Source organism: Mycobacterium lentiflavum, assembly GCF_022374895.2.
In the GTDB taxonomy this organism is placed as follows: Bacteria; Actinomycetota; Actinomycetes; order Mycobacteriales; family Mycobacteriaceae; genus Mycobacterium; species Mycobacterium lentiflavum.
This window is the reverse complement of the sequence record NZ_CP092423.2, coordinates 3,516,718-3,541,048: the sequence shown is the minus strand read 5'-3', so window position 1 is coordinate 3,541,048 and position 24,331 is coordinate 3,516,718. Positions and strand designations below refer to the sequence as shown.

Genomic DNA, 24,331 nt, shown 5'->3' with positions numbered 1-24,331 from the left:
TTCACGGTTGGACTAACGAAGTGCGGCAAGCGCCACGGCGCTGACCGTCGTGGTCAGTTCGATTGCGGCGCCGAGCACGTCGCCGCTGATGCCGCCGAAGCGGCGCACGCAGTGCGCGACCAGCACCGCGCCGCAGCACAACGCCAGCAGCACCGCGGCCGGCCCCTGCCACGGTCGCGGAGCCGCCACCAGCGAAGCCCCCAGCAGCGCCACGATCCAGCCGGCGACGACCGGCAGTGGCTGAGTGCCGGCGACGTGGGCGCCCAGGGTGCTCCCGTCGGCCGCCGCCACCGAGCGGCGGCAGGCCAGCACGGCGCTGACCCGGCCGGCGGCAACCGCCACGCCGATCGCGGGAAGCCCGTGCCGCCAGGTCGCGCCGAGCGCCGAAAATGCCAAGCCCTGCAACAGGATCACCAGTACGACGGCCGCGACTCCGAAAGGTCCCGTCGACCCGTCGCGCATCACCGCCAGGGCACGCGGCGGCGGCCCGTAGCAGCCCAGCCCGTCGGCGGTGTCGGCGACGCCGTCGATGTGCAGTCCGCGGGTCGCGAGTGCAAGTGCCGCCACGGCAAGCAATCCCGGCAGCGGGCTGGATGCACCGAAGGTCAGCGAGCCGCCCCAGGTGATGCCCGCGGCCAGTACTCCCAGGGCCGCACCGACTACCGGCAGCGCGGTCATCGCGCCGCGGCCCATCGGGGCGCCGCCTCGCCCGGGTAGTACCGTTCCGAATGCGAAAGCCGTTGCCAGCGAGCGGATCACGGGGACGTCGTGGCGTCGTCGGGCCGGTTCGAAACACCGGCTTCGGAGAACGTCGCCATCGACGACAGCGTGGCCACCGCGGCGCGCAGCACCGGCACGGCCAGCGTCGCGCCGCTACCCTCGCCCAGCCGCATCCGCAGGTCCAGGATCGGGTCCAGGTCCAGCGCGGTCAGCGCTAGCGCATGACCCGGCTCGGTGGATCGATGGCCGGCCTGCCACCACTGCCGCGCGCCCGGTGCCAGGCGTTCGGCGACCAGCGCGGCGGCCGTCACCGCCATGCCGTCGAGCAGCACCGGGGTGCGCCGCACCGCGGCTTGAGCGCAAAAGCCGGCCATCGCGGCCAGATCCGCGCCGCCGCAGCAGCGCAGCAAGGCGACCGGGTCGGGCAGCACCGGCCGGGTCCGGTACAACGCGTCGCGGACCGCGGCCGTCTTGCGGGCCCAGCCGGCGTCGTCGATACCGGAGCCGAAGCCGACCACCGCGACCGGCTCGGCGTTCGTCAGCGCTGCCACCAGAACGGCTGCGGCGGTAGTGTTTCCGATGCCCATGTCGCCGGCGATCAACAGGTCGGCGCCGGCGTCGACCTCTTCGTCGGCGATGCGCTGGCCCGCCGCGATCGCGCTGGCGGTCTCCTCGTCGGTCAGCGCGTCCTGCACCGCGATGTCGCCGCTGGCGCGCCGCACCTTGTGCGCGCCGATCTGCTCCGAGAGCGGCTCGGCGTCCACCGCCACGTCGGCGATGCGCACCGTCGCGTCCGCGATCGCGGCCAGCGTGTTGATCGCCGCGCCGCCGGCCTCGATGTTGGCGACCATCTGTGCGGTCACCTCCGGCGGGTACGCCGACACCCCGGATTTGGCGATGCCGTGATCGCCGGCGAACACCACCACCCGAGCGCGTGCGAATTGCATTGGCGGGCAATGCCCTTGGCACGACGCGATCCACACGGACAGGTCCTCGAGACGGCCCAGCGCGCCGCGCGGTTTGGTCAGGGTGTCCTGCCGGGCGCGGGCAGCAGCGGCCACGGCCGCGTCGGGGGCGGAGATCAGCGCGAATTCCATCATGTTCCTGACGGTTTGATCGATAGCGGCTGACCGGCCACCACCAACACCACTTGATCGCACAATGCCGCGACGCGCTGGTTGAGGCAGCCCAGCTCGTCGGCGAAACGGCGCCCGGACGCGGTGGCGGGCACGAGGGTCAGCCCGACCTCGGGACTGACCAGCACCAGCGTGGATTCGAACGCGCCGACGGCGTCAAGCATCGCGTCGACCGGAGCGGCCACCGATCCGTGCACCCAGGCCTGGTGGCGATCCAGGGTCCCGGTCAGCCAGGTGCCGAGGTCGTCGACCAGGGTCGGCGTGTCCGGGGACTGCTGCAATTCGGTGGTGATGTCCAAGGTCTCGACCGTCGACCAGTGCGCGGGCCGGCGCCCGCGGTGTTTCGCGATCCGATCAACCCAGTCCGCATCGCTGTCGTCGCTCAGTCCGGCGGCCAGGTAACGGACCGGTTGCCCGGACGGCACCGACGCGGCGATGGCTTCCTCGGCCCACTCGGATTTGCCCGACCTGATCCCGCCGAGCACCAGGGTGCGCACTGGGGTCAGGAGGCTTTCCGGCAACGGCTAGCCGACACTGCTGCCGCGCTTGACCTGAGGCCGCGGCGCCCGCATGCGGCGCATCTGGGATGCCCGGCTGGCGGCGTAAATGCCAAGTTTCCAACGGCTTTCGGTGTTGCTGGGGAACTTCTCGTCGACCAGCCTGCTGACTTTGCGGCCCAGGATCAGGCCGTCGATGGCCATGATCGCGGTGATCACCAGCATCGCGGGGGAGATGTAGAGCTGCAGCTGCGGAGCCCCGAACATGACGAACAGCAGACCCAGCGTCGACGGCATGAACAGGCCGAGCAGGTTGCGCCGGGCATCGACCACGTCGCGCACGTAGCGGCGGATCGGACCCTGGTCGCGCGGCAACAGGTAGGCCTCTTCGCCGGCCATCATGCGTTCCCGGCGGTCGGTCATCCGGGCCCGGCCGGCGGTGCGCTCGGCCTTGCGCTCCTCACGGCTGAGCTTCTGGCCGGCCAGCGATTTGCGGCGAGCCCGCGCTTCGGCGGCGGTCTTGGGCGCCGGGGCGACGGGGCCCTTCCTCGCGTTGCGCCGGCCGGCTTCGCGCTTGGGTGTGGGCCGGCCCTTGGGGCCGGTCGTGCGCGACCCGCGCGGCGCCGCCTCCTGGGCGGCATCGGACACAACCGGTGTCACAAGATCGCCGTCGCCGACCTCTTCATGGGTTTTCTTACGGCCCAACAACTTCACAACCGCCAGGTTACTTCGCGACTCGCCCGGTTCGGTGAATGGGCCCGTCAGGCATCGCGATAGCTCTGCGGCCGCAGGTTAGTTGGACCTACCCTTAACAGTGATGAACGGCTACGGGTGATGGACAACGGCTCGATGGCCTCGGACGATGTTGCCACTGGTCTTTCTCCGGGTCGTTTGCAATTGCCGGCGATGCGGGTGTTGGTGGCCCCGGACTGCTACGGCGACAGTCTTTCGGCGCTGGAAGCTGCCGCCGCTATCGCGACCGGCTGGACACGGTCCCGCCCGGGTGACCAGTTCATCGTCGCCCCGCAGTCCGACGGCGGCCCCGGTTTCATCGAGGTGCTGGCCAACCGGCTAGGGGAGAAGCGGCGCGTCGAGGTCGCCGGGCCGCTGGACACGACGGTCGAAGCCGAGTGGGTCTGGGAGCCGGAGACGGCGACCGCCTACCTGGAAATTGCGCAGGCCTGCGGTCTGGCACTGCTCGGCCGTCCCGCCGACCCCGAGACGGCGCTGACGGCGCACAGCAGGGGAGTCGGGCAGCTGATCGCCGAGGCGCTGCGCGCCGGGGCGAGGCGCATCGTGGTGGGACTGGGCGGCAGCGCGTGCAGCGACGGCGGGCAGGGCATGATCGCCGAGCTGGGCGGCCTGGAGATCGCCCGGCATCAACTGGCCGATGTCGAGCTGATCGCCGCCTCGGACACGGAATATCCGCTGGTGGGGCCGTGGGGCGCGGCCCGGGTGTTCGGGCCGCAGAAGGGCGCCGACACGGCGACCGTCGCGGCGCTGGAAGTCCGCCTCGAGGCGTGGGCGCTGCAACTGGAAGCGGTGGCCGGTCGCGATGTGAGCTCGGAGCCCGGGGCCGCCGCCGCCGGGGGTATCGGCGCGGGTTTGCTTGCGCTCGGGGGCCGCTGCGAGTCCGGCGCGGCGATCATCGCCGAGCACACCCATCTGGCCGACGACCTCGACATTGCCGAGCTGATCGTCACCGGCGAAGGCAAGTTCGACGAGCAGTCGCTGCACGGAAAGGTGGTCGGTTCGCTCGCCGCGGCGGCCGGCCCGCTGGGAATTCCGGTGATCGTGCTGGCCGGGCAGGTGGGCCTGGAGAAGACGGCGGTGCGAACGGCGGGCATCATGTCCGCGCTGTCCATGGCCGAGTACGCCGGTTCGGTGGGATTGGCGCTGGCCGACGCCGCAAACCAGCTGATGGGATTAGCGTCACAGGTGGCGGCGCGACTCGGGAATAGCGGTCCCGCGAGGTACCGTTGACGCATTGGGTTTTACCCGAGTGGTTCGGGTGCCCGGGCACCTACCCAACGACAGGCATGTAGGAGAAGTAATGACGGTGCAAAACGAGTCGAGCGCCACGACCACCCACGGCGTAATCCTGACCGAGGCCGCCGCCACCAAGGCGAAGTCCCTGCTGGACCAAGAGGGACGCGACGACCTGGCGCTGCGTATCGCCGTTCAGCCGGGCGGATGCGCCGGCCTGCGCTACAACCTGTTCTTCGACGACCGTTCGCTGGAAGGCGATCTGACCGCCGACTTCGGTGGCGTGACGCTGACGGTGGACCGGATGAGCGCTCCGTATGTCGAAGGCGCCTCGATCGACTTCGTGGACACCATCGAGAAGCAGGGCTTCACCATCGACAACCCGAACGCCACGGGTTCATGCGCCTGCGGGGATTCCTTCAACTAACAGCGGCGTGTGATCCGTCGGGCTAGTACGAGCCCCCGGTACGCAGCACGTAGGAGCACACCAGGATCTCGCCGCGCTGGAACAACAGCTGCGCGACGCCCTGAACCTGTCCGCGCATTGGGCCGCCGGCGGCAGGTGATACCTGCATCGTGAACAGCGCCTGAGCCTGGTACTGCGACAGGTACACGATCTTGTCGATCGATGTCAGCTGGACCTGGGAGAACTGCTTACGGAACGCGTCGCTGCTCAGCTTGGCCAGCGCTTGGTCGGACCGGCGGTCGCGGACGCCGTCGTAGAGGCCGCACAGCGCGTTGCGGGCGATCTCGTCGGTGTTGCGGTTCTCCAGCGCGTCCAGGTAGCCCTGGATCGCCGTCTTGGCCGAGGCTTCGGAGAACGAGGCGCCGGTGTTGGCCCCGTTGGTGCGGACGCCGTACACGATCGCCGCCGTCATCGCCGCGACCAGTGCGATGGCCGCTAGCACCCCGATGACCAACCGTCGCGTTGAACGCCGCTTCGGGTAGCCCGGCGGCGGCGTTGGGCCGGGGTAGCCGCCCGGGGCATGCTGGTTGCCCGGCCCCGGCGCGAAGGCGGTTTCGCCAACCGGGGGATCGTGCGGGAAGTCGACCGGCTCGGTGTAGGGCACCGGTCGGTCACCGCCGACAGCGTGGTTCGGCGAATGCGGACCGCCCATCGTGGTTCTCCTACGTTGGTCGACACCGACCACGAGCGGGTACCGCCCGAGTATTCGGCCCCGGCGACTTCAGTGAGTTCCCTAGGGAGGCTAGCGCACCCCCGTGCGCCGACTGCGGACGCCGGCGCTGTCTGGTTGGCCTCGAAACACGCCGTCTAAACACCTGGGTAGGCTAGACGCGCTTACCGATGAAGGGTGGACATTTCGTGACGATCGCGGTGACCGGTTCGATTGCGACCGACAATCTGATGCGTTTTCCCGGCCGGTTTTCCGAGCATCTGCTGGCCGAACATCTGCAGAAGGTTTCGCTCAGCTTCCTGGTCGACGACCTGGTGATTCACCGTGGCGGCGTGGCAGGCAACATCGCCTTCGCCATCGGCGTGCTCGGCGGTGACGTCGCGCTGGTCGGCGCGGCCGGCCACGACTTCGGCGAATACCGCGAATGGCTGGAGCGCCACGGGGTCAACTGCGAGAACGTGCTGATCTCCAAGACCGCGCACACCGCCCGGTTCACCTGCACCACCGACGAGGACATGGCCCAGATCGCGTCGTTCTACCCGGGCGCCATGTCGGAGGCCCGCAACATCAAGCTCTCCGACGTCGTGTCATCGGTCGGCAAGCCGGACCTGGTCATCATCGGGGCCAACGACCCCGACGCGATGGTGGTGCACACCGAGGAGTGCCGCAAGCTCGGCCTGGAGTTCGCCGCCGACCCGTCCCAGCAGCTGCCGCGCCTGTCCGGCGAGGAGATCAACAAGCTGATCGACGGGGCCGCCTACCTGTTCACCAATGACTACGAATGGGAGCTGATGCTCAACAAGACCGGCTGGTCGGAGAACGAGGTGCAGGAAAAGGTCGGCCTGCGGGTGACGACGCTGGGCGCCAAGGGCGTGGACATCGTCGAGCGCGACGGCACCACCACCCACGTCGGCGTGGTGCCGGAGAAGAGTCAGACCGACCCCACCGGCGTCGGCGACGCGTTCCGGGCCGGTTTCCTCACCGGGCGCAGCGCCGGACTGAGCCTGGAGCGTTCGGCGCAGCTGGGCTCGCTGGTGGCCGTGCTGGTGCTGGAATCGACCGGCACGCAGGAGTGGACGTGGGACCACGCGGAAGCCAAGACGCGGCTGGCGGATGCCTACGGCGACGAGGCGGCCGCCGAGATCGCCTCCGTACTGGCCTAGTGCCGGCCTGAGTTCGCGCAGCTGCTAGAGCTGGACGGGGTAGACCGGCTCGCTGATCTGGGGCACCACGGTGTGCTCGACGAAGATCGCGTGCCAGAGCATGAAGATCAACACCGTCCAGAGCCGCCGGCTGTGATCGCTGGTGCCGCCGCGGTGTTCGTCGAGCATCCGGCGCACGGCGGCGGTGTCGACCAGCTGACCGGCCTGCGACGCGTCGACGGTCGCGTAGGCCCACTCCAGCAGTTCGCCGGCGCGCAACCAGTGCCTGATGGGCACCGGAAAGCCCAGTTTGGGCCGGTGTAGCACGTGGGTGGGGACGATCGGTTCCAGCGCGCGCCGCAGCGCGTATTTGGTGGTCGTACGGGTGATCTTCGCCTCGACGGGTAGCCGCGACGCGACGGCGAACACCTCCGGATCCAGGAACGGCACCCGCAGCTCCAGCGAGTTGGCCATCGTCATCTTGTCGGCCTTGACCAGGATGTCGCCGCGCAGCCAGGTGAACAGGTCGACATGCTGCATCCGGGCTACCGGGTCCCAGCCCGCCGATTCGGCGTACACCGAGGCCGTCACGTCGGTATGCGTCCACTGCTCGCGGAACCCGGTCAACACGTCGCGCAGCTGCGCGTCCGAGAAACTGCGGGCGTTGCCGTAGTAGCGCTCCTCGAGGGTCAGCGAACCGCGATGCAGCAGGCTCTTGCCGCGCATCCCGTCGGGCAGCGGCTTGCTCATCTTGCCCATCGACCGCCGCAGCGGCCGCGGCAGATAGTCAAAAGGCCTCAGCGACAACGGTTCTCGATAGATCGTGTAGCCGCCGAACAGCTCGTCGGCGCCTTCGCCGGAGAGCACCACCTTGACGTGCTTGCGGGCCTCACGCGCGACGAAGAACAGCGGCACCAGCGCCGGGTCGGCGACCGGTTCGTCGAGGTACCAGACGATCTCGGGTAGGGCGGCGACGAACTCGCCGGCGCTGACCACCTTGGCGATGTGCCGGGCCCCGATCGCCTCGGCGGAGGCGACCGCGATGTCGATCTCCGAGAAGCCCTCGCGCTCGAATCCGGTGGTGAACGTGATCAGCCGCGGGTTGTGCCGGATGGCCAGGGCGGCGATCGCGGTGGAGTCGATGCCGCCGGACAGGAACGCCCCGACGGTCACGTCGGCCCGCATGTGCTTGGCCACCGAGTCCTCGAGCACCGCGGTGATCTCGTCGTAGCGGGCCTGCTCGGTGTCGCGGGTCAACGGCACGGCGGCGAACCGCGGCGTGAAGTAGCGGGTGACCTGCGGCGGCGATCCGGGCCGGATCCGCGCGTAGCAGCCCGATTCCAGCCGGCGCACCCCGCGGTGCAGCGTCTCGGGCTCCGGCACGTACTGCAGCACGGTGTAGTGCTGCACCGCGCGCTCGTCGATCGCGGTGTCGAACCCGACCAGATCGACGAGATCCAGCAGGCATTTCTTCTCGCTGGCCACCGCCGTGCCGCCGGTGCCGGTCGCCATGAACAGCGGCTTGATGCCGAAAGGATCGCGGGCGCAGAACAATTCGCGGGTGGCGGTGTCCCACAGCGCGAAGGCGAACATGCCGCGCAGCCGTGTCAGCACCTCGGTGCCCCAGTGGTGGTAGCCGGCGACGATGGCCTCGCCGTCACCGTCGGTGGCGAAGGCGGCGCCGTACTGGGCGGCCAGTTCGTCACGCAGCTCGAGGTAGTTGTAGATCTCGCCGTTGAACACCAGCACGTAGCGGTCGGGCGCCTCGGGCGGTCCCCAGCGCAGCGGCTGATGCGAATGCGCGATGTCGATGAACGACAGCCGGTTGAAGCCGAACACGACGGCCCCGTCCTGGGCCGGGTCGAACAAACCGCCGGGCTCGTCGGGTCCCCGGTGCCGCATCAGGCGTAGCGAGCGGGTGACGGCGTCATCCGTCCCGGTAGCGGCGGGTCCGGCCGCCTGGTCGTTCAGGCCGGCCGGGTCCGCGACGAACGCCAGCAGTCCACACACGGCCACCAATATGCCGTACTTCGGCGAGGCTTGTGGGCGCCGCACCGGGCCGTCCCAACGACGCGGCCCCCGACCGGCCGGGGTTTAGTCGCCGCGCCGAGCGGCGTGGTCTACGCTGCGTAGTATTCGACGTTCGAGCAGGAGGCGCCAACGTGACACCCGGCGGGCAGTTCCGTTCGCAGCGTTTGTCGCATCGCATATTTCGACCGCTGGCGCTGGCCGCAACGCTGGGAGTGCTGGCGGTCACGCTTAGTGGTTGCAGCTGGCAAACGGTGTTTGCCCTGGGCTGGCCCGAGGGCATTACCCCCCAGGCTCACCTCAACCGGGAGCTGTGGATCGGCGCGGTCATCGCTTCGCTCGTCGTCGGGGTCATCGTCTGGGGTCTGATCTTCTGGTCGGCGGCGTTTCACCGGAAGAAGGCCACCGACACCGAACTGCCGCGGCAGTTCGGCTACAACATGCCGCTAGAGCTGGTGCTCACGGTGACGCCGTTCCTGATCATCTCGGTGCTGTTCTACTTCACCGTTGTGGTGCAGGAGAAGATGCTGCACCTGGACAAGAACCCCGAGGTTGTGATCGACGTCACGGCCTTCCAGTGGAACTGGAAGTTCGGTTATCAGAGCGTCAATTTCAAGGACGGCACGCTGACCTACGACGGCGCCGACGAGGCCCGCAAGAAGGCGATGGTCTCCAAGCCCGAGGGCAAGGACGAGCACGGCGAAGAGCGCGTCGGCCCGGTGCGCGGCATCAACACCGAAGACCGGTCCTACCTGAACTTCGACAAGATCGAGACGCTGGGAACGCAGACCGAGATTCCGGTACTGGTGCTACCGGCCGGCAAGCGTATCGAATTCGTGTTGAATTCAGCCGATGTCATCCACGCTTTCTGGGTGCCGGAATTCCTCTTCAAGCGCGACGTGATGGCCTACCCCAAACAGAACAACTCGGTCAATGTGTTCCAGGTCGAAGAGATCCAAAAGACCGGGGCATTCGTCGGCCACTGTGCGGAGATGTGCGGCACGTATCACTCGATGATGAACTTCGAGGTCCGTGTCGTTGAGCCCAATGACTTCAAGGCGTATTTGCAGCAACGCAGCGAGGGAAAGACGAACGCCCAGGCGTTGCAGGCGATCGCCCAGTCTCCGGTAGCGGTGACCACTCATCCGTTCGACACTCGCCGCGGCGAACAGACCCAACCAGTCGGTTAGGACACGCAATGCATATCGAAGCGAGGCTGTTCGAATTCGTCGCCGCGTTCTTCGTCTTTTGCGCGGTGCTCTACGGGGTACTGACCGCGCTGTACGCCACCGGCGGCGAGGAATGGGCCGGTACCACCGCACTGGCGCTGACCGGCGGTCTGGCGTTGATCACGGCTACCTTCTTCCGGTTCGTGGCCCGTCGCCTCGACACCCGGCCCGAGGACTACGAGGGCGCTGAAATCAGCGACGGTGCAGGCGAATTGGGATTCTTCGCCCCGCACAGCTGGTGGCCGCTGATGCTCGCATTGTCGGGCTCGGTCGCCGCGGTCGGTATCGCGCTGTGGCTGCCGTGGCTGATCGTCGCCGGCGTGGTGTTCATCCTTGCTTCGGCCGCCGGCTTGGTCTTTGAGTACTACGTGGGTCCCGAGAAGCACTGATTTGCGTCTCAAAGGTAACAATCTGGGCATCAGTTGAGCCGTCGCCCGTTTGCCAAGACTTCTTTGCGCCACCCGGTTCGGTAGGGTTTGCGCAAGCACATGAGAATCTCCCGAGCGCGTGCGACACGAGGTACCCCTGAAGCCGCGTGCGCAGGTGACGCAGTTGGACAGGGCAGGCAGACATGAGCGGGCCGAAACCCCCGGGATGGGAACCCGAAGAATCCGATTCGGCCAGTGACCTCACCCACGAGCCGAATTCCGGCGGCGAGCCCGACGACGAATTAGACGAGCACCATGACGAATTAGACGTGCGCGGCGAATTGCATGGCCGTCACGAACTCGAGCCCTTCGGCGACAGCGGCGCAATACCGGCGGCAGATCAGACCGGCGAGACGGACGCATATTCGCGCGCCTACTCCGCCCCGGAGGCCGAGCATTTCATCAGCGGCCCGTATGTGCCGGCCGATCTGAGGCTGTACGACTACGAGGATTACGACGACTCGGCCGACGACGCTGACGACGCAGGCGCCCCACGCTGGCCGTGGGTGGTCGGCGTCGCCGCCATCGTGGCCGCGATCGCCCTGGTGGTTTCGGTGTCGCTGCTGTTCGCGCGCACCGACACCAGCCAACTCGCCAATCCGGGCACCACGTCCTCGACGCCGCCGGTGCAGGACGAGATCACCACGACCAAGCCGCCACCGCCGCCGACCACCACCGAAGTGCCGCCGCCACCGCCCCCAACAGCCACGGAGACCCAGACAGTGACGGTGACGCCGCCGCCCCCGCCACCGCCGCCGCCACCCGCGCCGTCGACCACACCGCCGCCGGCCACGACGTCGGCTACCGCGGCCCCGCCGCCAGCGCCGCCACCATCGACGACGCCGGCCGGTCCACGTCAGGTCACCTATTCGGTGACCGGGACCAAGGCGCCGGGCGACATCATCTCGGTGACCTACGTCGACGCCTCCGGCCGCTCACGCACCCAGCACAACGTCTACATCCCGTGGTCGATGACGGTCACACCGATCTCGCAATCCGACGTCGGCTCCGTGCAGGCGTCCAGCCTCTTCCGGGTTAGCCGGCTCAATTGCTCGATCACCACCAGTGACGGAACGGTGCTGTCGTCGAACAATGCTGACCAACCCCAGACGAGCTGTTGATGGTCAGCAGATACGCCGCGTATCGAAGCGGTGACGACACCGTTCCGCCCGATGTCATCGATCGCCTCCTGCTGGGGACGTGCGCCGCGATCTGGCTGCTGTTGCTGGGCGTCAGCGTGGCCGCCGCCGTCGCGCTGGCCGACCTTGGCCGTGGGCTGCACAGCGCCGCCCGGAATCCGCACAGCACGCCCTGGGTGCTGTACACCGTCATCGTCGTGTCCGCGTTGATCATCGCCGGGGCCATCCCGGTGCTGCTGCGGGCCCGCCGGATGACCAAGGCCGAACCGCCGATCGTTCGGTCGACGGCGCTGCAGGGACGGCCGCCGAGCCGGCCGCCCGCCACGCGCACCGTGGTCGAACGGGTGCGCCCGCAGCGCGCACCGACCGCCGGCGCGAACGGGGCGTGGTCCGGGGAGGCCGTGGACCGAATCTGGTTGCGCGGCACCGTCGTCCTGACCGGCACGATGGGCATCGCACTCATTGCCGTCGCCGCGGCGACGTACTCGATGGCGGTCGGGCATGACGGTCCGTCCTGGGTCGGCTACGCGCTGGCCGCGGCCGTCACCGCGGCGATGCCCGCAGTCGAATGGCTCTACGTTCGGCAGCTACGCCGCGAAGTCGCGGCAACCTAGCCGGGGCGGGTGTCACGAAGCCTTGGCGTACCGGCGGACCAACTCGCCGTCCCGGAACGTGCTGGTGTGCTGCAGACCCCCGTCGTCCCGGCAGAAAAACGTCCACTGTCGCGGACCCGTGTGCGGTGAGCCGATCATCTTGACCGTGTAGCGCATACCGGTGGGGCGAATCGTCCCGATGACGTCACCCACTCGAATCTGCGACGGATGAATCTCGGGTGCGTCGTTCCAGTCTTGAATTGCCATTGGACAGCCATCCCCACTTTCGGGCCGCGTCACGCAGTCATATTCGGGAATCGCCTACCTGTGGCGTAGCGTCAAGCGTGAGTTGGCCTCGTTGTCAGCGGTGGTACAACCGCATCGGCGCCCCGCTCCGCCGCCCCCGACTTTGAGGGCGATGTCGACGGTGAAGGGATCGCCCATGAAGTGTATGTCACTCAGCAGCGCAAGCCGACATCCGCGATGAGCCGTCCCTTCGGTCGAGGCCGAGCGAAACCCATCCGGTTATCGGTGGCTCGTGAGCTCGGCCGCGTCATCGATGGCGCGTGGTGGCCGCGCGCTGACCGCATGAGCATTGAGTTGCCCGACCTGGTCGCCCTCTTGACCCCGATGCTGGGCGACATCACGTCGATCAACGTCAATTGGCAACCGCTGCAACGACCACCGGACTTCAATTGGCCGGGATGGGACCAAAAGCGCCACCACATCATCACCATCGCGGCTGGCGACCGTCACGCCAACCTGCTGGTCATCCCGTATGCGACCTACAACGCGCTGGCGCTCATGGTGTTGCGCTGCGCAGCTGACCTCCCGGTTTGTCCCGCCGACCAGGAGAAGCCCGCCTTCATGACCGCGGGATCGATCCTGCGCGCCGCCCAACAGCAGCGCGCCGCCGACTGACACTAGCCGTAGCGGCTAGTGTTCCCCGTTAGTGGAGCCGTTGGTTTCTTGGCGTTCCCGCAGCGCGGTGAGCGCGCGTTGCTCCGAGGCGTGGGCCGCCTCACGCAGCGCGGCATCCTCGGACACCGGGTCGGCGAACAAGAAGCTGCCGCTGCCCGGCGTACCGCCCGAGCCCAGCTTGTTCATCTTGTTGGGAATCGCCGCGCCTGCGTATTCCAGCGGAATCGGGTGGCCGTGGTCGTCGACCGGGCCGAGCGGCTGGTGCAGCTCGATGTAGGCACCGTGCGGCAGCCGCTTGATGATGCCGGTCTCGACGCCGTGCTCAAGCAACGCCCGGTCGCTGCGCTGCAGCCCAATGCACCAGCGGTAGCTGATGAAGAAGACGAACGGCGGCAGGATCACCATGCCGATACGCCCGATCCACGTCGTCGCGTTCAGCGAGATGTGGAACGTGAACGCGATGATGTCGTTCATCGCGCACAGCGTCAGCAGCATGTAGAAGGCGATCGCCATCGCGCCGATCGAGGTGCGCACCGGCACGTCGCGCGGCCGCTGCAGCAGGTTGTGGTGGGCCTTGTCGCCGCTGAACCGCTTCTCCAGGAACGGGTAGATGATCAGCAGCATGAAAACGGCACCCATGATCAGCGCCACCCAGACCACGGCCGGAACGGTGTGGTGCCAGAAGTAGAACTCCCATGGCGGCCAGATACGCGCCAGGCCTTCGGTCCACATCATGTAGAAGTCGGGCTGCGAGCCGGCCGACACCTGAGATGGCTTGTACGGACCCAGGTTCCAGATCGGGTTGATCTGCAGCAGACCGCCCATCAGGCCCAGCACCCCGACGATGGCCGCGAAGAACGCGCCGGACTTGACCGCGAACACCGGCATGACGCGCACGCCGACGACGTTGTGCTCGGTGCGTCCGGGCCCGGGGAACTGGGTGTGTTTCTGGAACCACACCATGGCCAGGTGCAACCCGATCAGCGCCAGGATGATGCCCGGGATCAGCAGGATGTGCAGGGCGTACATCCGGGGGATCAGGATGGTGCCGGGGAAGTCACCGCCGAACAATGCCCAGTGCAGCCAGGTTCCGATCACCGGCATGCCCAGGGTGATCGACGAGAGCGCAGCCCGCAGACCGATACCGGAGAGCAGGTCGTCGGGCAGGGAGTAGCCAAAGTAGCCCTCGAACATCGACAGGATCAGCAACAGCGAGCCGATCACCCAGTTGGCCTCGCGGGGCCGGCGGAACGCGCCGGTGAAGAAGATGCGCGCCAGGTGCACCATGATCGACGCCGAGAACATCAGCGCGGCCCAGTGGTGGATCTGGCGGACGAACAGGCCGCCGCGGACCTCGAAGGAGATGTCGAGTGCCGACTGGTAGGCCCGCGACATCTCGACGCCGCGCAGCGGCTGGTACACGCCGTTGTAGGTGACGTCGACCATCGACGGGTCGAAGAACAGCGTCAGGTACACGCCGGTGATCAGCAGCACGAAGAAGCTGTACATCGCGATCTCACCGAGCAGGAACGACCAGTGCGTCGGGAAGACCTTGTTGAGCTGCCGGCGGACCGCGGCCGACGGGTGATACCGGGTGTCGATGTCCTCGCCCTGGCGGGCCAGGACATCGCCGATCTTCGGGGGACTCAGTTTCGGACTCATGTTGTCGTCCTCTCCCAGAATGCAGGACCGACGGGCTCGATGAAGTCACCGTTGGCAACCAGATACCCGTTGGAGTCAATGGTGATCGGCAGTTGCGCCAACGCACGGGCCGCCGGGCCGAAGATCGGCTTGGCGAAGTGCAGAGCGTCGAACTGCGATTGGTGGCAGGGGCACAGGATTCGGTATGACTGCTGCTCGTACAGCGACGACGGGCAGCCCAGGTGCGAGCAGACCTTAGTGAATGCGAAGAACTCGCCGAAGTTGAAGCTTTCCTGGTTCTGACGCTTGACCACCCGCGGCATGTCGGTGGGCCGAATCCGGATGAGCATCACGGGATTACGGACACCCATCTTGATGCCGATCAGCTTTTCGTGCGATTCCACCGTGGTGCCGTCGCCGTCGGACTCGCGCCACGGGAACACGGTCTCCATGCCGCCGGCGGCCATATCCTCGGGGCGCATCTTGACGAACGGCGCACCCTCGGTGGCGCCGGTGGCACGCGCCAGGAAGATCGTCTCGCCGTGGTAGCGCGGGGTCCAGCCCGACGTCCACAGCACCGCTTTCATGCCGTCGGCGGTGGGCACGACCGGCTTCCACGGGTTCTTGATCAGACCGCCGGCAAACGCCACCAGGGTGCCAAGCCCGAACGCGCCCATGCCCAGGCCGAACGACGCTCCGATCAGCTTGCGGCGCCCGATCGTCGACGTCTCGTAGGCATCGGTCAGGTTCGCGACGACCGTCTTGCGGTCGATGTCGCGCGAGGCGCCGTCATGGCGGTCCTGGATCGAAATCTCTTCCGGGATAAAGCGTTTCTGGTACAGGATCGCGCCGATGCCGATCGACAGGACCGACATGCCGAAGGTGAAGCCGTACAGCGGCGTGGCCAGCGAGTAGAGGAAGTTGCCGGCCTGCCCGTTCGATTTGTACTCCCACGGCCAGAACAGGAAGATCAGCAGCAGGGCCAACCCGAACCCGCCGCCCAGCAAAAGCCACAGGGCCACACCGCGCTCGGCACGTTTCTCGGCCTTGGTGCCCTCGACCGGCCAGCGCGGTTCCTTGAAGACGGTCTCGACGCCGTCGATCTTGCCGCCCAGCTCGAGCAGTTCCTGGTTGGACATCGCGGCCAGTGCGGCCTGGTCCGGCTCTTTACCGACGCCGGTGCTTTCCGAGCTCATGCCCGTGCCCCAATCCACAATGCCAACGCGATGGCCGCGACCATCCCGATGATCCACGCCGCCATGCCCTCGGGCGCCGGTCCAAACCCGCCGAGGCCGTAGCCACCCGGCGACCGCTCCTCGGTGACGTTCTTGACGTAGCCGATGATGTCCTTCTTGGCCTCGAAGGATAGCTGGCGGTCGTCGAACTTCGGCATGTTCTGCGGGCCGGTCAGCATCGCGGTCAGGATCTGCTGCTCGTTGGCCTCACCCAGGTCGGGCGCGTACTTGCCCGACGACAGCGCGCCGCCCTTACCGGTGAAGTTGTGGCACGAGGCGCAGTTGAGGCGGAACAGATCGCCACCGCGGCCGAGGTCGTCGCCGCGCAACGAGTGCATCGCGATGCTGCCGTCGGGGTTGCGGACCACGGTGGGGCCGCCACCGTTGGCCTGGACGTAGGCCCCGAGTGCGTCGATCTGGGCCTCGTCGAAGATCGGCGCTTTACGCGGGGCCTGGGCCTCGCCGCGCATGGCCGGCATGCGGCCGCTGGACACCTGGAAGTACACCGCCGCTTCGCCGACACCGATCAGGCTGGGCCCGTGGTCCGGCACGCCCTGCAGGTTGGCGCCGTGGCAGGACACACAGGACGTGTCGAACAGCTGCTTACCGTTGCGCAGCAGCGCCGAGTTCGACTCGTCGGCGACCGCGACCTGTGGGGTGGGGGTCAGCACTGCGGCCAGCCCGCCGGAGATGGTCAGCGCGATCATCAGCAGCAGCCCGCCCGACAGCCGACGGCGCAGGCGCCGCCTGCTCTGCTCCGGCAGGGCTTTTTTGCGAGGCTGACTCTGCGGCTTACGGCCGCGAGATCGGATGAACCCCAGGTTCTTCAACCGAGCACTCCTGTCTATTTCCCTGTATTCGGAGCCGCCGGCTCATCGGATGAAATAGATCACGGTGAACAGCGCGATCCACACGATGTCGACGAAATGCCAGTAGTAGGAGACGACGATGCTGGCCGTCGCCTGCGCCGGGGTGAACTTACTCATCCCGGTTCGGGCCAGCAGGAAGATGAAGGCGATGAGCCCGCCGGTCACGTGGAGGCCGTGGAAGCCGGTGGCCAGATAGAACACGCTGCCGTAGGCGCTGCCGTGAATGGTCGTCCCGTGGGTGCCCAGGTGGAAGTACTCGTAGGCCTGCCCGAGGACGAAGAACAGTCCCATCAGGAAGGTGATCACGTACCACCGGCGCAGGCCGAAGACGTCGCCGCGCTCGGCGGCGAACACGCCCATCTGGCAGGTGAACGACGACGCGATCAACACCAACGTCACCGGCACGGCCTGGTACAGATTCAGCTCGGTCGGCGGCGGCGGCCAGTTCCCACCCGCCTGCGCCCGCGCCGTGAAATAGAACGCGAACAGGCCAGCAAAGAACATGAGCTCGCTGGACAGCCACACTATGGTGCCGACACTGACCATGTTGGGCCGATTCAGCGAATGAACTCGCGACGTGATCGCGGTCCCCGAGGTCCCTACAGCACTCGTCACATCCGCAAGTATGACGCTTTGTAGTTGTTGAACTCTACCCGGGGCGGAAATTCGTCTGCGCGCGTCGTTTTTGTGGAACTTTTTCCGGCCCCGAAACGACGGTTGGGTGTCGGTTGGTCCACGTGGGACCATCGGCGCGTGGCTGGATCATCTGAGGCTTCCTCGGAGCCTCCCTCGCTTCGGGCGTTTTCCGCGACTGCTCCCGGGGCCACCCCGACCTGGCCGCAGCTGCTGGGCCGGTTGACCGACGGGCAGAACCTGGCCCGCGGTCAAGCCGCGTGGGCGATGGACCAGATCATGACGGGCAATGCGCGCCCGGCCCAGATCGCCGCCTTCGCGGTCGCGATGAAGATGAAGGTGCCCACCGCCGCCGAAGTCAGCGAGCTGGCCGACGTGATGCTCGGCCACGCGCGCCGCATCCCGGCCGAAGCGATCCGCGGTGACGCCGTCGACATCGTCGGTACCGGCGGTGACGGCGTCAACACCGTCAACCTGTCCACGATGGCCGCGATCGTGGTCGCCGCCGCCGGGGTGCCGGTGGTCAAACACGGCAACCGCGCGGCGTCGTCGCTGTCCGGTGGCGCCGACACGCTCGAGGCCCTCGGCGTGCGCATCGATCTGGGGCCCGATCAGGTTGCGCGCAGTCTCGCCGAGGTCGGGATCGGGTTCTGCTTCGCGCCCACGTTTCATCCGTCCTACCGGCACGCGTCGGCGGTGCGCCGCGAGATCGGTATTCCGACGGTCTTCAATCTCCTTGGGCCGCTTACCAACCCGGCGTTGCCACGGGCCGGGTTGATCGGCTGCGCGTTCGCCAACCTCGCCGAGGTGATGGCCGGGGTGTTCGCCGCGCGCCGTGCCAGCGTGCTGGTCGTGCACGGTGACGACGGCCTCGACGAACTGACCACGACCACCACGAGCACGATCTGGCGCGTCCAGGCGGGCACGGTGGACAAGCTCACGTTCGATCCCGCGGGATTCGGGTTCGCTCGCGCCGATCTCGACCAGCTGCTGGGCGGTGACGCGTACGCCAACGCCGCGGAAGTGCGCGCCGTGCTGGGCGGCGCCAAGGGCGCGGTCCGCGACGCCGTCGTGCTCAACGCCGCCGGCGCGATCGTCGCGCACGCGGGCCTATCCAGCCGCGCCGAATGGTTGCCGGCGTGGGAGGACGGCCTGCAGCGCGCCGGCGCGGCCATCGACTCCGGGGCGGCCGAACAGCTGCTGGCGCGTTGGGTGCGGTTCAGCCAGCAGGCCTGAGTCCAGCTCTCGCGCCGCTTGTTCGCCCGCCAGCCGCGCCGAGCGCGCCGCCGCGGCCCACCCCGCCCAAGCGCCGGCCGCGTGCAGCGGCGAGGCCCAGCCGATGTCGTCGGCGACCCGCACGATGCGCACTCCCGGGGCGAGTAGCCAGCGTGCGATCAGCGCCGTCTCTTCGACCAGTGCACCGCCCAGCGGGGCCGCGGCCGGCAAAATCGTTTGAGCCCCAGCCACAATGGCGTCGATCACCGGCATCGGCGGCACTCCGCGCCGGGCGGTGCCGGCCGCGGCGAGCTGGCCGTAGCGGATCACGGCGAGGTGATAGCCCCCACTGCCGTCCGGGGCAGCGGCGATCAGCTCGGGCAGCGCGGCCAGCGCCCGCAGCCGCTGGCCCCGCCACAGCACCTCGACGGCGGTGGCGGTGCGGTCGCGCAGTCGCGCCGCGCTCTCGAAGTGCCGACGGGTGGCCAGCGCGCCGACCTGATCGACGGCCGCGCCCAGCGCGCAGTTGTCCGCGCCGTCGATCAGGGCCGCCGCGCGCTGGGTGGCCTCGGCGTACTGCGTGGCGCTCAGGTCGCGCGCGGCCGGACAGGGTGACACTTCGGCTTCGGGGCAGGCCGGTCCATGGCGGGCAGATCGGCCGAGTCTCGTTGTGCAGGTGCGGATTCCGGTGAACCTCGCCAGCAGCCGGGCGGTGTCGGCGGCGTCGGTGCGGGACCGAAACGGCCCGACGGCGCGATCGTGTCGCGGGGCCCGCACCACCGACAGCCGCGGGAACGCCTCGTCGCTCAGCGCCACCCACCACCACCGCTGCGGGAACCGCGAGCGGCGGTTGTACGGCGGCGCGTGTGCGGCCAGCATCCGCAGCTCCCGAACCCCGGCCTCCAGGGCGTGGGCGCACTCGACGTGGTCGACGGAGCCGGCCAGCGTCACCATCTCCTTGATCCGGCCCCGGGGGTCGGCGCCGGTGAAGTACTGGCTGACCCGGCGGCGCAGGTCGACGGCGGTGCCGACGTAGAGCACCTCGCCCGACGGGCCCCGGAACAGGTACACCCCGGGCCGGGGCGGGAGGTTCTCGGCGAGCACGCGCTTGCGGCGCTGGGTCGGTGTCACGTTGGGCAGATACGCGCGCAGGTCGGCGTAGGTGTGCACGCCCTGGTTGCCGACCCGCTCGATCAGCGCGTGCAGGACGTCGACGGTGGCGCGGGCGTCGTCCAGCGCCCGGTGGGTGGGCTGGGCGGCGCCCCCAACCCGATGGGCGAACAGCCGCGCCAGGGCGGCCAGTCGCACGCTGGGCGCTTCCTCGCGACTCAGCACCCGGCGGGCCAGTCGCACTGTGCACAGCACTTGCGTTCGGGGCCAACGGATTTCGCAGCGTTCGGCGGCCGCGCGCAGAAACCCGATATCGAACCCCGCGTTGTGGGCGACCAGCACCGCTGCCTGGTCCAAGCCAGCGAACTCCAAGAACATCGGCAGCACCGCGTCGATGGTCGGGGCATCACACACCATCGCCGTCGTAATGCCGGTGAGCTGCACGATCTGGGGCGGGATGCTGCGCTGCGGGTCCACCAGGGTGCCGAACTCGCCGAGCACGACGCCGCCGCGGACCTTGACCGCCCCGATCTCGGTGATGGCGTCGGCAGCCGCCCCGTCTTTTGCCCGGCTGCGTCCGCCGGTCGTCTCCAGGTCGACGATGACGAAGGTGGTCTCGCGCAGCGGGGTTTCGTCGGTGGTCGTCCAGTTGGTGTCCCCGCTGGATTTCCGGTCCATTTCCACGTCGGCAAAACTCAGTTGAGTCCCACCAGTCACACCCATGGGCGTGACGTTAAGCATCGGGACCGACACTGGCGGCGCTCCCACGCCGGGGTCGCGCGCGCCGAAAGATGTCGGTGCCCGCCGTTAGCGTTCGGGTCGAGCACGACAAGCCGGATGAGAGGACCGATTCCGATGGCCCACAGCAGACCAACCGACAGCAAAGGTGTCGCCGCGTCGGGACCGGGTGCACCGGTGGTGATCGACTGCGACGACTGCGCTGCGCGCGGCCCGGGATGCCGGGATTGCGTGGTCAGCGTGCTACTCGGGGTACCGGAAACTTTGTTGGAGGACGAGCGGGCCGCACTCGAAGTGCTCGCGGAGGTGGGGATGGCACCGCGGTTGCGTTTGGTACCGATTCATCGAAACCGCGGGTCCGGTGTCGCCTAATGGCTCTGGGTGCCAAAACCCCTGGCCGCCCCGCCCGCCCCGTCTCGTTCACATAGTTATGACAGAAATCTTTCCATTTTCTTAACGATCTTGTTTGGACAAACGCCTTTATCGTTTCGTAACCTGTCTGAGACCTAAACCCAGCTCGACCTCGAACGTCGATGGCAGTTTAAGGAAGCAATACTTTGAGTTTCGGCTCCGTGCATGTGATCTCGAGTGTCTTCACGCGGTCAGTCATCGGGATGCTGGCAGCCCTCACGGTCTTATCGGGTGTCTGTGTCGCCAATGTTTCGGCCGATCCGGCCGACGACGCCCTGGCAAAGCTGAGTGAACTGTCGCGGCAGGCGGAGCAGACCACCGAGGCCATGCACAGCGCGCAGCTCGACCTCAACGAGAAGGTCGCCGCCCAGCAGGCCGCGGAGAAGAAGCACGCTGATGACCAGGCCGCGGTGGATGGGGCGAGGGCCCGGCTGGCCAGCTTCCAGAGCGCCGTCAACAAGCTGGCCGCCGCGACCTACATGGGTGGCCGCGTCGACGGCATGGAGGCGATGCTGACCGCGCAATCGCCGCAGGGGCTGATCGACAAGTTGGCCGTCCAGCGGGTGATGGCGACCCAAATGGCAACGCAGATGGCAAGTTTCCGCCTTGCGGGTGAGCAGGCCGCCAGGGCCGAGCAGGCTTCGGCCAAGTCCGCCGCCGACGCCAAGAGCGCGGCCGAGCAGGCCGCCGCGGTGCGAGCCAGTCTGCAGTCCAAGCAGAGCCAGCTGCAGGTACAGATCGCCGTCGTGAAATCGCAGTACGTATCTCTGACGCCGCAGCAGCGCACCGCGCTGGCCGACCCCGGGCAGTTGCCCGCCGCGGCTCCGGCTCCTGGCGCGCCCGAGCCGGACGCGTTTGCGCCCGGTGCCCCGCCGGTACCCGGCGCGTTCCCCCCGGGTGACGCGCCGCCTCCGGGTGGAATGCTGCCGGGCATGCCGATGCCGGGAATGGTTCCGGGCGGCCCCGGTGGCCCCGGCGGTGACCGCGCCAACGTCGTTCAGGCCGCCCTGACCCAGGTCGGAACGCCGTACTCGTGGGGTGGTGCCGCACCCGGCGGATTCGACTGCTCGGGATTGGTGATGTGGGCCTTCCAGCAGGCCGGCGTCTCGTTGCCGCACTCCAGCCAGGCCCAGGCCAACGGCGGTCAGCCGGTGGCGCTGTCCGACCTGCAGCCCGGCGATGTGGTGACTTTCTATTCCGACGCGTCGCATAGCGGCATCTACGTCGGTGACGGCATGGTGATCCATTCCTCCACGTACGGCGTGCCGGTGCGGGTGGTGCCGATGAATGCCGCGGGCCCGATCCACGACGCCCGCCGTTACTGATCGTCCCGCGCGGGGACCATCCCGTCGGCGGCGCCGGTGGCTTCCGGTCCTGCTGGCCTGGGTTTTTGTCGTCGAGATCGTGGTGGCGGCCGCCGTGCCGCTGGACGCCCGCGCGGGCCGGATAAGACCCGCACAGCTGGTTGCGCCCCCGCCCAGCCAGCCGATCGCCGGGCGGGTGCCCCTGATCGTCGGTGACCGCCAGGTCCGCCTGATTGGCCTGGGCGGTGCGACCGCCGACCGGCTACTGGCCCGGATCGCAGCGCAGCTGCGCACCGCGATCGACAAGGTCGAGGCCTTCTGGGGCGTGGATTGGTCGCGTGACATCTCGGTGGTCGTCGCCGGATCCGACGACGAATTTCGTACCGCCGCCGGGGGCGGAGCGCCGTCGCAGTGGGCGGACATCGCGGCGATCACCGTCGCCGATCACATCGATCCGGCGCATCGCGTGGTCGTCGGCCAGCGGATCGTGTTCGCCCCGGGCGCGGCGACCATGAGCGATTCGGCGTTGCGAATTGTGTTGACCCACGAGCTTTTTCACTATGCGTCGCGCGCCGACACCGCGATCGACGCGCCGCAATGGCTGGCCGAAGGCGTCGCCGACTTCGTCGCCCGGCCCAGTGCCCCGGTCCCAGCCGAGGAGCGCTCGCGGCCCGTGTCGTTACCGTCGGACTTCGACCTGGACACCCCGGGGCCGCAGCGCTCGCTGGCCTACGATCGCGCCTGGTGGTTCGCCCGCTTCGTCGCCGATACCTTCGGGGTGCCGAAGCTGCGCGCCTACTATCTCGCCGTCTGCGGCGGCACCCACGCCGACCCGTACCAGGCCGGCCGCGACGTATTGGACATCGACCCGGCCGGCCTGCTGACGCGCTGGCAGCAATGGATGGTCGGCGGGGCCTGATGGCTTGACCTGCCCCCGCGTCGTTCCCCGCGAGCGGGCGGTTTCCCCAGCGCGGTTGGGGGTGCCCCCACCTCAGACCGCGCAAGCGGGCGGTGCCCCCAGCCCGCTCTGCATCGTCAGGCTAGCCTGACGCAAGTGAGCCGGGTCCTGCTGGTAACCAACGACTTTCCGCCGCGGCGTGGCGGCATCCAGTCCTACCTGCGCGAATTCGTCGGTCGGCTGGTGAGCACCGGGTCGCATGCGGTGCTGGTGTACGCGCCGCAATGGAAGGGTGCGGATGCCTTCGACGCCGAAGCGGCCGGTTACCGGGTGGTGCGCCATCCGGGGACGCTGATGCTGCCGGGGCCGGCGGTCGATGCCCGGATGCGCCGGCTGATCGGCGACCACGGCATCGAAACCGTGTGGTTCGGCGCGGCCGCACCGCTGGCGCTGCTGGCGGCGCGGGCCCGGCAGGCCGGGGCAACCCGGGTGCTGGCCAGCACGCACGGTCATGAGGTCGGCTGGTCGATGCTGCCGGTGGCGCGGTCGGTGCTGCGTCGCATCGGCAACGACACCGACGTGGTGACCTTCGTCAGCCGCTACACGCGGTCCCGGTTCGCGACGGCGTTCGGGCCCACGGCCTCGCTGGAGTACCTGCCGTCGGGAGTCGACACCGACCGGTTCCGGCCCGACCCGGCCGGCCGCACCGAGCTGCGCAACCGTTACGGGCTGGGGGAGCGGCCCACCGTCGTGTGCCTGTCCCGACTGGTGCCGCGCAAGGGCCAGGACATGCTGATCAAGGCGTTGCCGTCGATCCGGCAACGCGTCGACGGCGCCGCCCTGGTGATCGTCGGCAGCGGCCCGTACCTCGATCCGCTGCGCAAGCTGGCCTCCGACTGCGGCGTGGCCGATCACGTGACGTTCACCGGTGCGGTGCCGTCGGCCGAACTGCCCGCCCACTACGCACTGGCCGACGTGTTCGCGATGCCGTGCCGCACGCGCGGCGCGGGCATGGACGTCGAGGGCCTGGGCATCGTTTTCCTGGAGGCCTCGGCGACCGGCGTCCCGGTCATCGCCGGCGATTCAGGAGGAGCTCCAGAAGCCGTGCAGCACAATAAGACTGGACTGGTCGTCGACGGCAACTCGGTGCGCAACATCGGCGACGCCGTCACCGCATTGCTGGCCGACCCGGACCGGGCCGCCATGATGGGCGCCGCCGGACGCGATTGGGTGACCTCGCACTGGCGCTGGGACACGCTGGCCGCCCGGCTGGCCGACCTGCTGCGCGGTCAGCCCTCGCCGGCCACGCTGGCCTGAGGGCC

Annotated in this window: 24 protein-coding genes and 1 pseudogene; 13 read left to right on the top strand and 12 right to left on the bottom strand. The window is 68.4% G+C overall.

Annotated features, from left to right (window positions below; all coding sequences use genetic code 11):
- Positions 1 to 12: 12 nt before the first annotated feature.
- Genes MJO58_RS16540 through MJO58_RS16525 form a run of 4 tightly spaced genes read right to left on the bottom strand, consistent with a single transcriptional unit; the run spans position 13 to position 3,013 of the window.
- Entirely contained in the window at positions 13 to 759 is a 747-nt protein-coding gene (locus tag MJO58_RS16540; RefSeq protein ID WP_239720081.1) for an adenosylcobinamide-GDP ribazoletransferase, read from the bottom strand.
- Positions 756 to 1,820 carry a nicotinate-nucleotide--dimethylbenzimidazole phosphoribosyltransferase gene (gene cobT / locus MJO58_RS16535; RefSeq protein ID WP_239720079.1) on the bottom strand — a complete coding sequence of 355 codons (1,065 nt, stop codon included), beginning with the start codon at positions 1,818 to 1,820 and terminating at the stop codon, positions 756 to 758. Before cobT ends, MJO58_RS16540 begins: the two co-directional genes overlap by 4 nt.
- Positions 1,817 to 2,353: a bifunctional adenosylcobinamide kinase/adenosylcobinamide-phosphate guanylyltransferase gene (locus MJO58_RS16530; protein WP_239723321.1), complete on the bottom strand. Its 537-nt coding sequence runs from the start codon at positions 2,351 to 2,353 to the stop codon at positions 1,817 to 1,819. Before MJO58_RS16530 ends, cobT begins: the two co-directional genes overlap by 4 nt.
- 27 nt (positions 2,354 to 2,380) lie before the next feature.
- On the bottom strand, positions 2,381 to 3,013 hold the full coding sequence (locus MJO58_RS16525) for a DUF3043 domain-containing protein (protein ID WP_239723320.1): 633 nt from the start codon (positions 3,011 to 3,013) through the stop codon (positions 2,381 to 2,383).
- Between the two features lie 246 nt (positions 3,014 to 3,259).
- Here MJO58_RS16525 and MJO58_RS16520 point away from each other — a divergent pair, with 246 nt between their 5' ends.
- Positions 3,260 to 4,336 (top strand): glycerate kinase family protein, encoded by a 1,077-nt coding sequence (locus tag MJO58_RS16520; protein WP_175364450.1) that lies wholly within the window; start codon positions 3,260 to 3,262, stop codon positions 4,334 to 4,336.
- A gap of 70 nt (positions 4,337 to 4,406) precedes the next feature.
- Positions 4,407 to 4,766 carry a HesB/IscA family protein gene (locus MJO58_RS16515; RefSeq protein ID WP_239720078.1) on the top strand — a complete coding sequence of 120 codons (360 nt, stop codon included), beginning with the start codon at positions 4,407 to 4,409 and terminating at the stop codon, positions 4,764 to 4,766.
- A gap of 22 nt (positions 4,767 to 4,788) precedes the next feature.
- Here MJO58_RS16515 and MJO58_RS16510 read toward each other — a convergent pair whose 3' ends face one another.
- Positions 4,789 to 5,457 carry an Rv0361 family membrane protein gene (locus tag MJO58_RS16510; protein WP_090603404.1) on the bottom strand — a complete coding sequence of 223 codons (669 nt, stop codon included), beginning with the start codon at positions 5,455 to 5,457 and terminating at the stop codon, positions 4,789 to 4,791.
- 206 nt (positions 5,458 to 5,663) lie between these two features.
- On the opposite strand from MJO58_RS16510, the gene MJO58_RS16505 reads away from it, so the two are divergent.
- A complete protein-coding gene (locus MJO58_RS16505; protein ID WP_239720076.1) occupies positions 5,664 to 6,638 on the top strand; it encodes a carbohydrate kinase family protein in 975 nt (324 codons plus the stop codon).
- A 24-nt stretch (positions 6,639 to 6,662) separates the two neighbouring features.
- Here MJO58_RS16505 and asnB read toward each other — a convergent pair whose 3' ends face one another.
- Positions 6,663 to 8,627, bottom strand: coding sequence for an asparagine synthase (glutamine-hydrolyzing) (gene asnB, locus MJO58_RS16500; protein ID WP_239723319.1), 1,965 nt, complete (start codon positions 8,625 to 8,627; stop codon positions 6,663 to 6,665).
- Between the two features lie 152 nt (positions 8,628 to 8,779).
- On the opposite strand from asnB, the gene ctaC reads away from it, so the two are divergent.
- From ctaC to MJO58_RS16480, 4 genes are all read left to right on the top strand, one after another.
- Positions 8,780 to 9,835, top strand: coding sequence for an aa3-type cytochrome oxidase subunit II (ctaC, locus tag MJO58_RS16495; RefSeq protein WP_090603399.1), 1,056 nt, complete (start codon positions 8,780 to 8,782; stop codon positions 9,833 to 9,835).
- An 8-nt stretch (positions 9,836 to 9,843) separates the two neighbouring features.
- Complete coding sequence (locus tag MJO58_RS16490) at positions 9,844 to 10,263, top strand: cytochrome c oxidase subunit 4 (RefSeq protein WP_090603396.1); 420 nt, start codon at positions 9,844 to 9,846, stop codon at positions 10,261 to 10,263.
- A 182-nt stretch (positions 10,264 to 10,445) separates the two neighbouring features.
- Complete coding sequence (locus tag MJO58_RS16485) at positions 10,446 to 11,423, top strand: MmpS family transport accessory protein (protein ID WP_239720075.1); 978 nt, start codon at positions 10,446 to 10,448, stop codon at positions 11,421 to 11,423.
- Positions 11,423 to 12,055: a DUF2561 family protein gene (locus tag MJO58_RS16480; protein ID WP_239720074.1), complete on the top strand. Its 633-nt coding sequence runs from the start codon at positions 11,423 to 11,425 to the stop codon at positions 12,053 to 12,055. The genes MJO58_RS16485 and MJO58_RS16480 overlap by 1 nt, the downstream gene beginning before the upstream one ends.
- A 12-nt stretch (positions 12,056 to 12,067) precedes the next feature.
- On the opposite strand, the gene MJO58_RS16475 is transcribed toward MJO58_RS16480, so the two are convergent.
- Entirely contained in the window at positions 12,068 to 12,301 is a 234-nt protein-coding gene (locus MJO58_RS16475) for a hypothetical protein (protein WP_090603390.1), read from the bottom strand.
- Between the two features lie 216 nt (positions 12,302 to 12,517).
- Between MJO58_RS16475 and MJO58_RS16470 the strand changes: the two genes are divergently transcribed.
- Positions 12,518 to 12,955: a DUF5994 family protein gene (locus MJO58_RS16470; RefSeq protein ID WP_239720073.1), complete on the top strand. Its 438-nt coding sequence runs from the start codon at positions 12,518 to 12,520 to the stop codon at positions 12,953 to 12,955.
- A 15-nt stretch (positions 12,956 to 12,970) separates the two neighbouring features.
- Here the strand turns inward: MJO58_RS16470 and qcrB are convergent, their stop codons facing one another.
- Genes qcrB through ctaE form a run of 4 tightly spaced genes read right to left on the bottom strand, consistent with a single transcriptional unit; the run spans position 12,971 to position 17,315 of the window.
- Positions 12,971 to 14,617 carry a cytochrome bc1 complex cytochrome b subunit gene (gene qcrB / locus MJO58_RS16465; protein ID WP_239720072.1) on the bottom strand — a complete coding sequence of 549 codons (1,647 nt, stop codon included), beginning with the start codon at positions 14,615 to 14,617 and terminating at the stop codon, positions 12,971 to 12,973.
- Positions 14,614 to 15,792, bottom strand: a complete 1,179-nt coding sequence (gene qcrA, locus MJO58_RS16460; RefSeq protein ID WP_090603385.1) for a cytochrome bc1 complex Rieske iron-sulfur subunit — start codon at positions 15,790 to 15,792, stop codon at positions 14,614 to 14,616. Before qcrA ends, qcrB begins: the two co-directional genes overlap by 4 nt.
- Complete coding sequence (qcrC, locus tag MJO58_RS16455) at positions 15,789 to 16,661, bottom strand: cytochrome bc1 complex diheme cytochrome c subunit (RefSeq protein WP_420845360.1); 873 nt, start codon at positions 16,659 to 16,661, stop codon at positions 15,789 to 15,791. Before qcrC ends, qcrA begins: the two co-directional genes overlap by 4 nt.
- 42 nt (positions 16,662 to 16,703) lie before the next feature.
- Complete coding sequence (ctaE, locus tag MJO58_RS16450) at positions 16,704 to 17,315, bottom strand: aa3-type cytochrome oxidase subunit III (RefSeq protein WP_085220481.1); 612 nt, start codon at positions 17,313 to 17,315, stop codon at positions 16,704 to 16,706.
- Between the two features lie 138 nt (positions 17,316 to 17,453).
- Here ctaE and trpD point away from each other — a divergent pair, with 138 nt between their 5' ends.
- The gene (gene trpD / locus MJO58_RS16445; RefSeq protein ID WP_420845359.1) at positions 17,454 to 18,569 is read left to right on the top strand and encodes an anthranilate phosphoribosyltransferase; all 1,116 of its coding nucleotides are present in this window, start codon (positions 17,454 to 17,456) and stop codon (positions 18,567 to 18,569) included.
- Here trpD and MJO58_RS16440 read toward each other — a convergent pair.
- Positions 18,507 to 20,336, bottom strand: a pseudogene (locus MJO58_RS16440) (DEDD exonuclease domain-containing protein); the annotation flags it as partial. The gene trpD and the pseudogene MJO58_RS16440 overlap by 63 nt on opposite strands.
- Positions 20,337 to 20,513: 177 nt before the next feature.
- Here MJO58_RS16440 and MJO58_RS16435 point away from each other — a divergent pair.
- From MJO58_RS16435 to pimB, 4 genes are all read left to right on the top strand, one after another.
- Entirely contained in the window at positions 20,514 to 20,768 is a 255-nt protein-coding gene (locus MJO58_RS16435) for a hypothetical protein (RefSeq protein ID WP_090603378.1), read from the top strand.
- 242 nt (positions 20,769 to 21,010) lie between these two features.
- On the top strand, positions 21,011 to 22,132 hold the full coding sequence (gene ripC, locus MJO58_RS16430) for a peptidoglycan hydrolase RipC (protein WP_090609204.1): 1,122 nt from the start codon (positions 21,011 to 21,013) through the stop codon (positions 22,130 to 22,132).
- A 49-nt stretch (positions 22,133 to 22,181) separates the two neighbouring features.
- A complete protein-coding gene (locus MJO58_RS16425) occupies positions 22,182 to 23,030 on the top strand; it encodes a hypothetical protein (RefSeq protein ID WP_239723317.1) in 849 nt (282 codons plus the stop codon).
- Positions 23,031 to 23,165: 135 nt separating this feature from the next.
- Positions 23,166 to 24,326: a GDP-mannose-dependent alpha-(1-6)-phosphatidylinositol monomannoside mannosyltransferase gene (pimB, locus tag MJO58_RS16420; protein ID WP_239720071.1), complete on the top strand. Its 1,161-nt coding sequence runs from the start codon at positions 23,166 to 23,168 to the stop codon at positions 24,324 to 24,326.
- Positions 24,327 to 24,331: the final 5 nt, after the last annotated feature.

Coding starts and splice junctions, on each gene's coding strand:
- qcrB (WP_239720072.1), bottom strand. CDS start 14,617: ATGAGTCCGAAACTGAGTCCCCCGAAGATCGGCGATGTCCTGGCCCGC.
- MJO58_RS16475 (WP_090603390.1), bottom strand. CDS start 12,301: ATGGCAATTCAAGACTGGAACGACGCACCCGAGATTCATCCGTCGCAG.
- cobT (WP_239720079.1), bottom strand. CDS start 1,820: ATGATGGAATTCGCGCTGATCTCCGCCCCCGACGCGGCCGTGGCCGCT.
- MJO58_RS16520 (WP_175364450.1), top strand. CDS start 3,260: ATGCGGGTGTTGGTGGCCCCGGACTGCTACGGCGACAGTCTTTCGGCG.
- MJO58_RS16490 (WP_090603396.1), top strand. CDS start 9,844: ATGCATATCGAAGCGAGGCTGTTCGAATTCGTCGCCGCGTTCTTCGTC.
- MJO58_RS16470 (WP_239720073.1), top strand. CDS start 12,518: ATGAGCCGTCCCTTCGGTCGAGGCCGAGCGAAACCCATCCGGTTATCG.
- MJO58_RS16515 (WP_239720078.1), top strand. CDS start 4,407: ATGACGGTGCAAAACGAGTCGAGCGCCACGACCACCCACGGCGTAATC.
- MJO58_RS16435 (WP_090603378.1), top strand. CDS start 20,514: ATGGCCCACAGCAGACCAACCGACAGCAAAGGTGTCGCCGCGTCGGGA.
- MJO58_RS16510 (WP_090603404.1), bottom strand. CDS start 5,457: ATGGGCGGTCCGCATTCGCCGAACCACGCTGTCGGCGGTGACCGACCG.
- qcrA (WP_090603385.1), bottom strand. CDS start 15,792: ATGAGCTCGGAAAGCACCGGCGTCGGTAAAGAGCCGGACCAGGCCGCA.
- MJO58_RS16480 (WP_239720074.1), top strand. CDS start 11,423: ATGGTCAGCAGATACGCCGCGTATCGAAGCGGTGACGACACCGTTCCG.
- ripC (WP_090609204.1), top strand. CDS start 21,011: ATGCTGGCAGCCCTCACGGTCTTATCGGGTGTCTGTGTCGCCAATGTT.
- MJO58_RS16485 (WP_239720075.1), top strand. CDS start 10,446: ATGAGCGGGCCGAAACCCCCGGGATGGGAACCCGAAGAATCCGATTCG.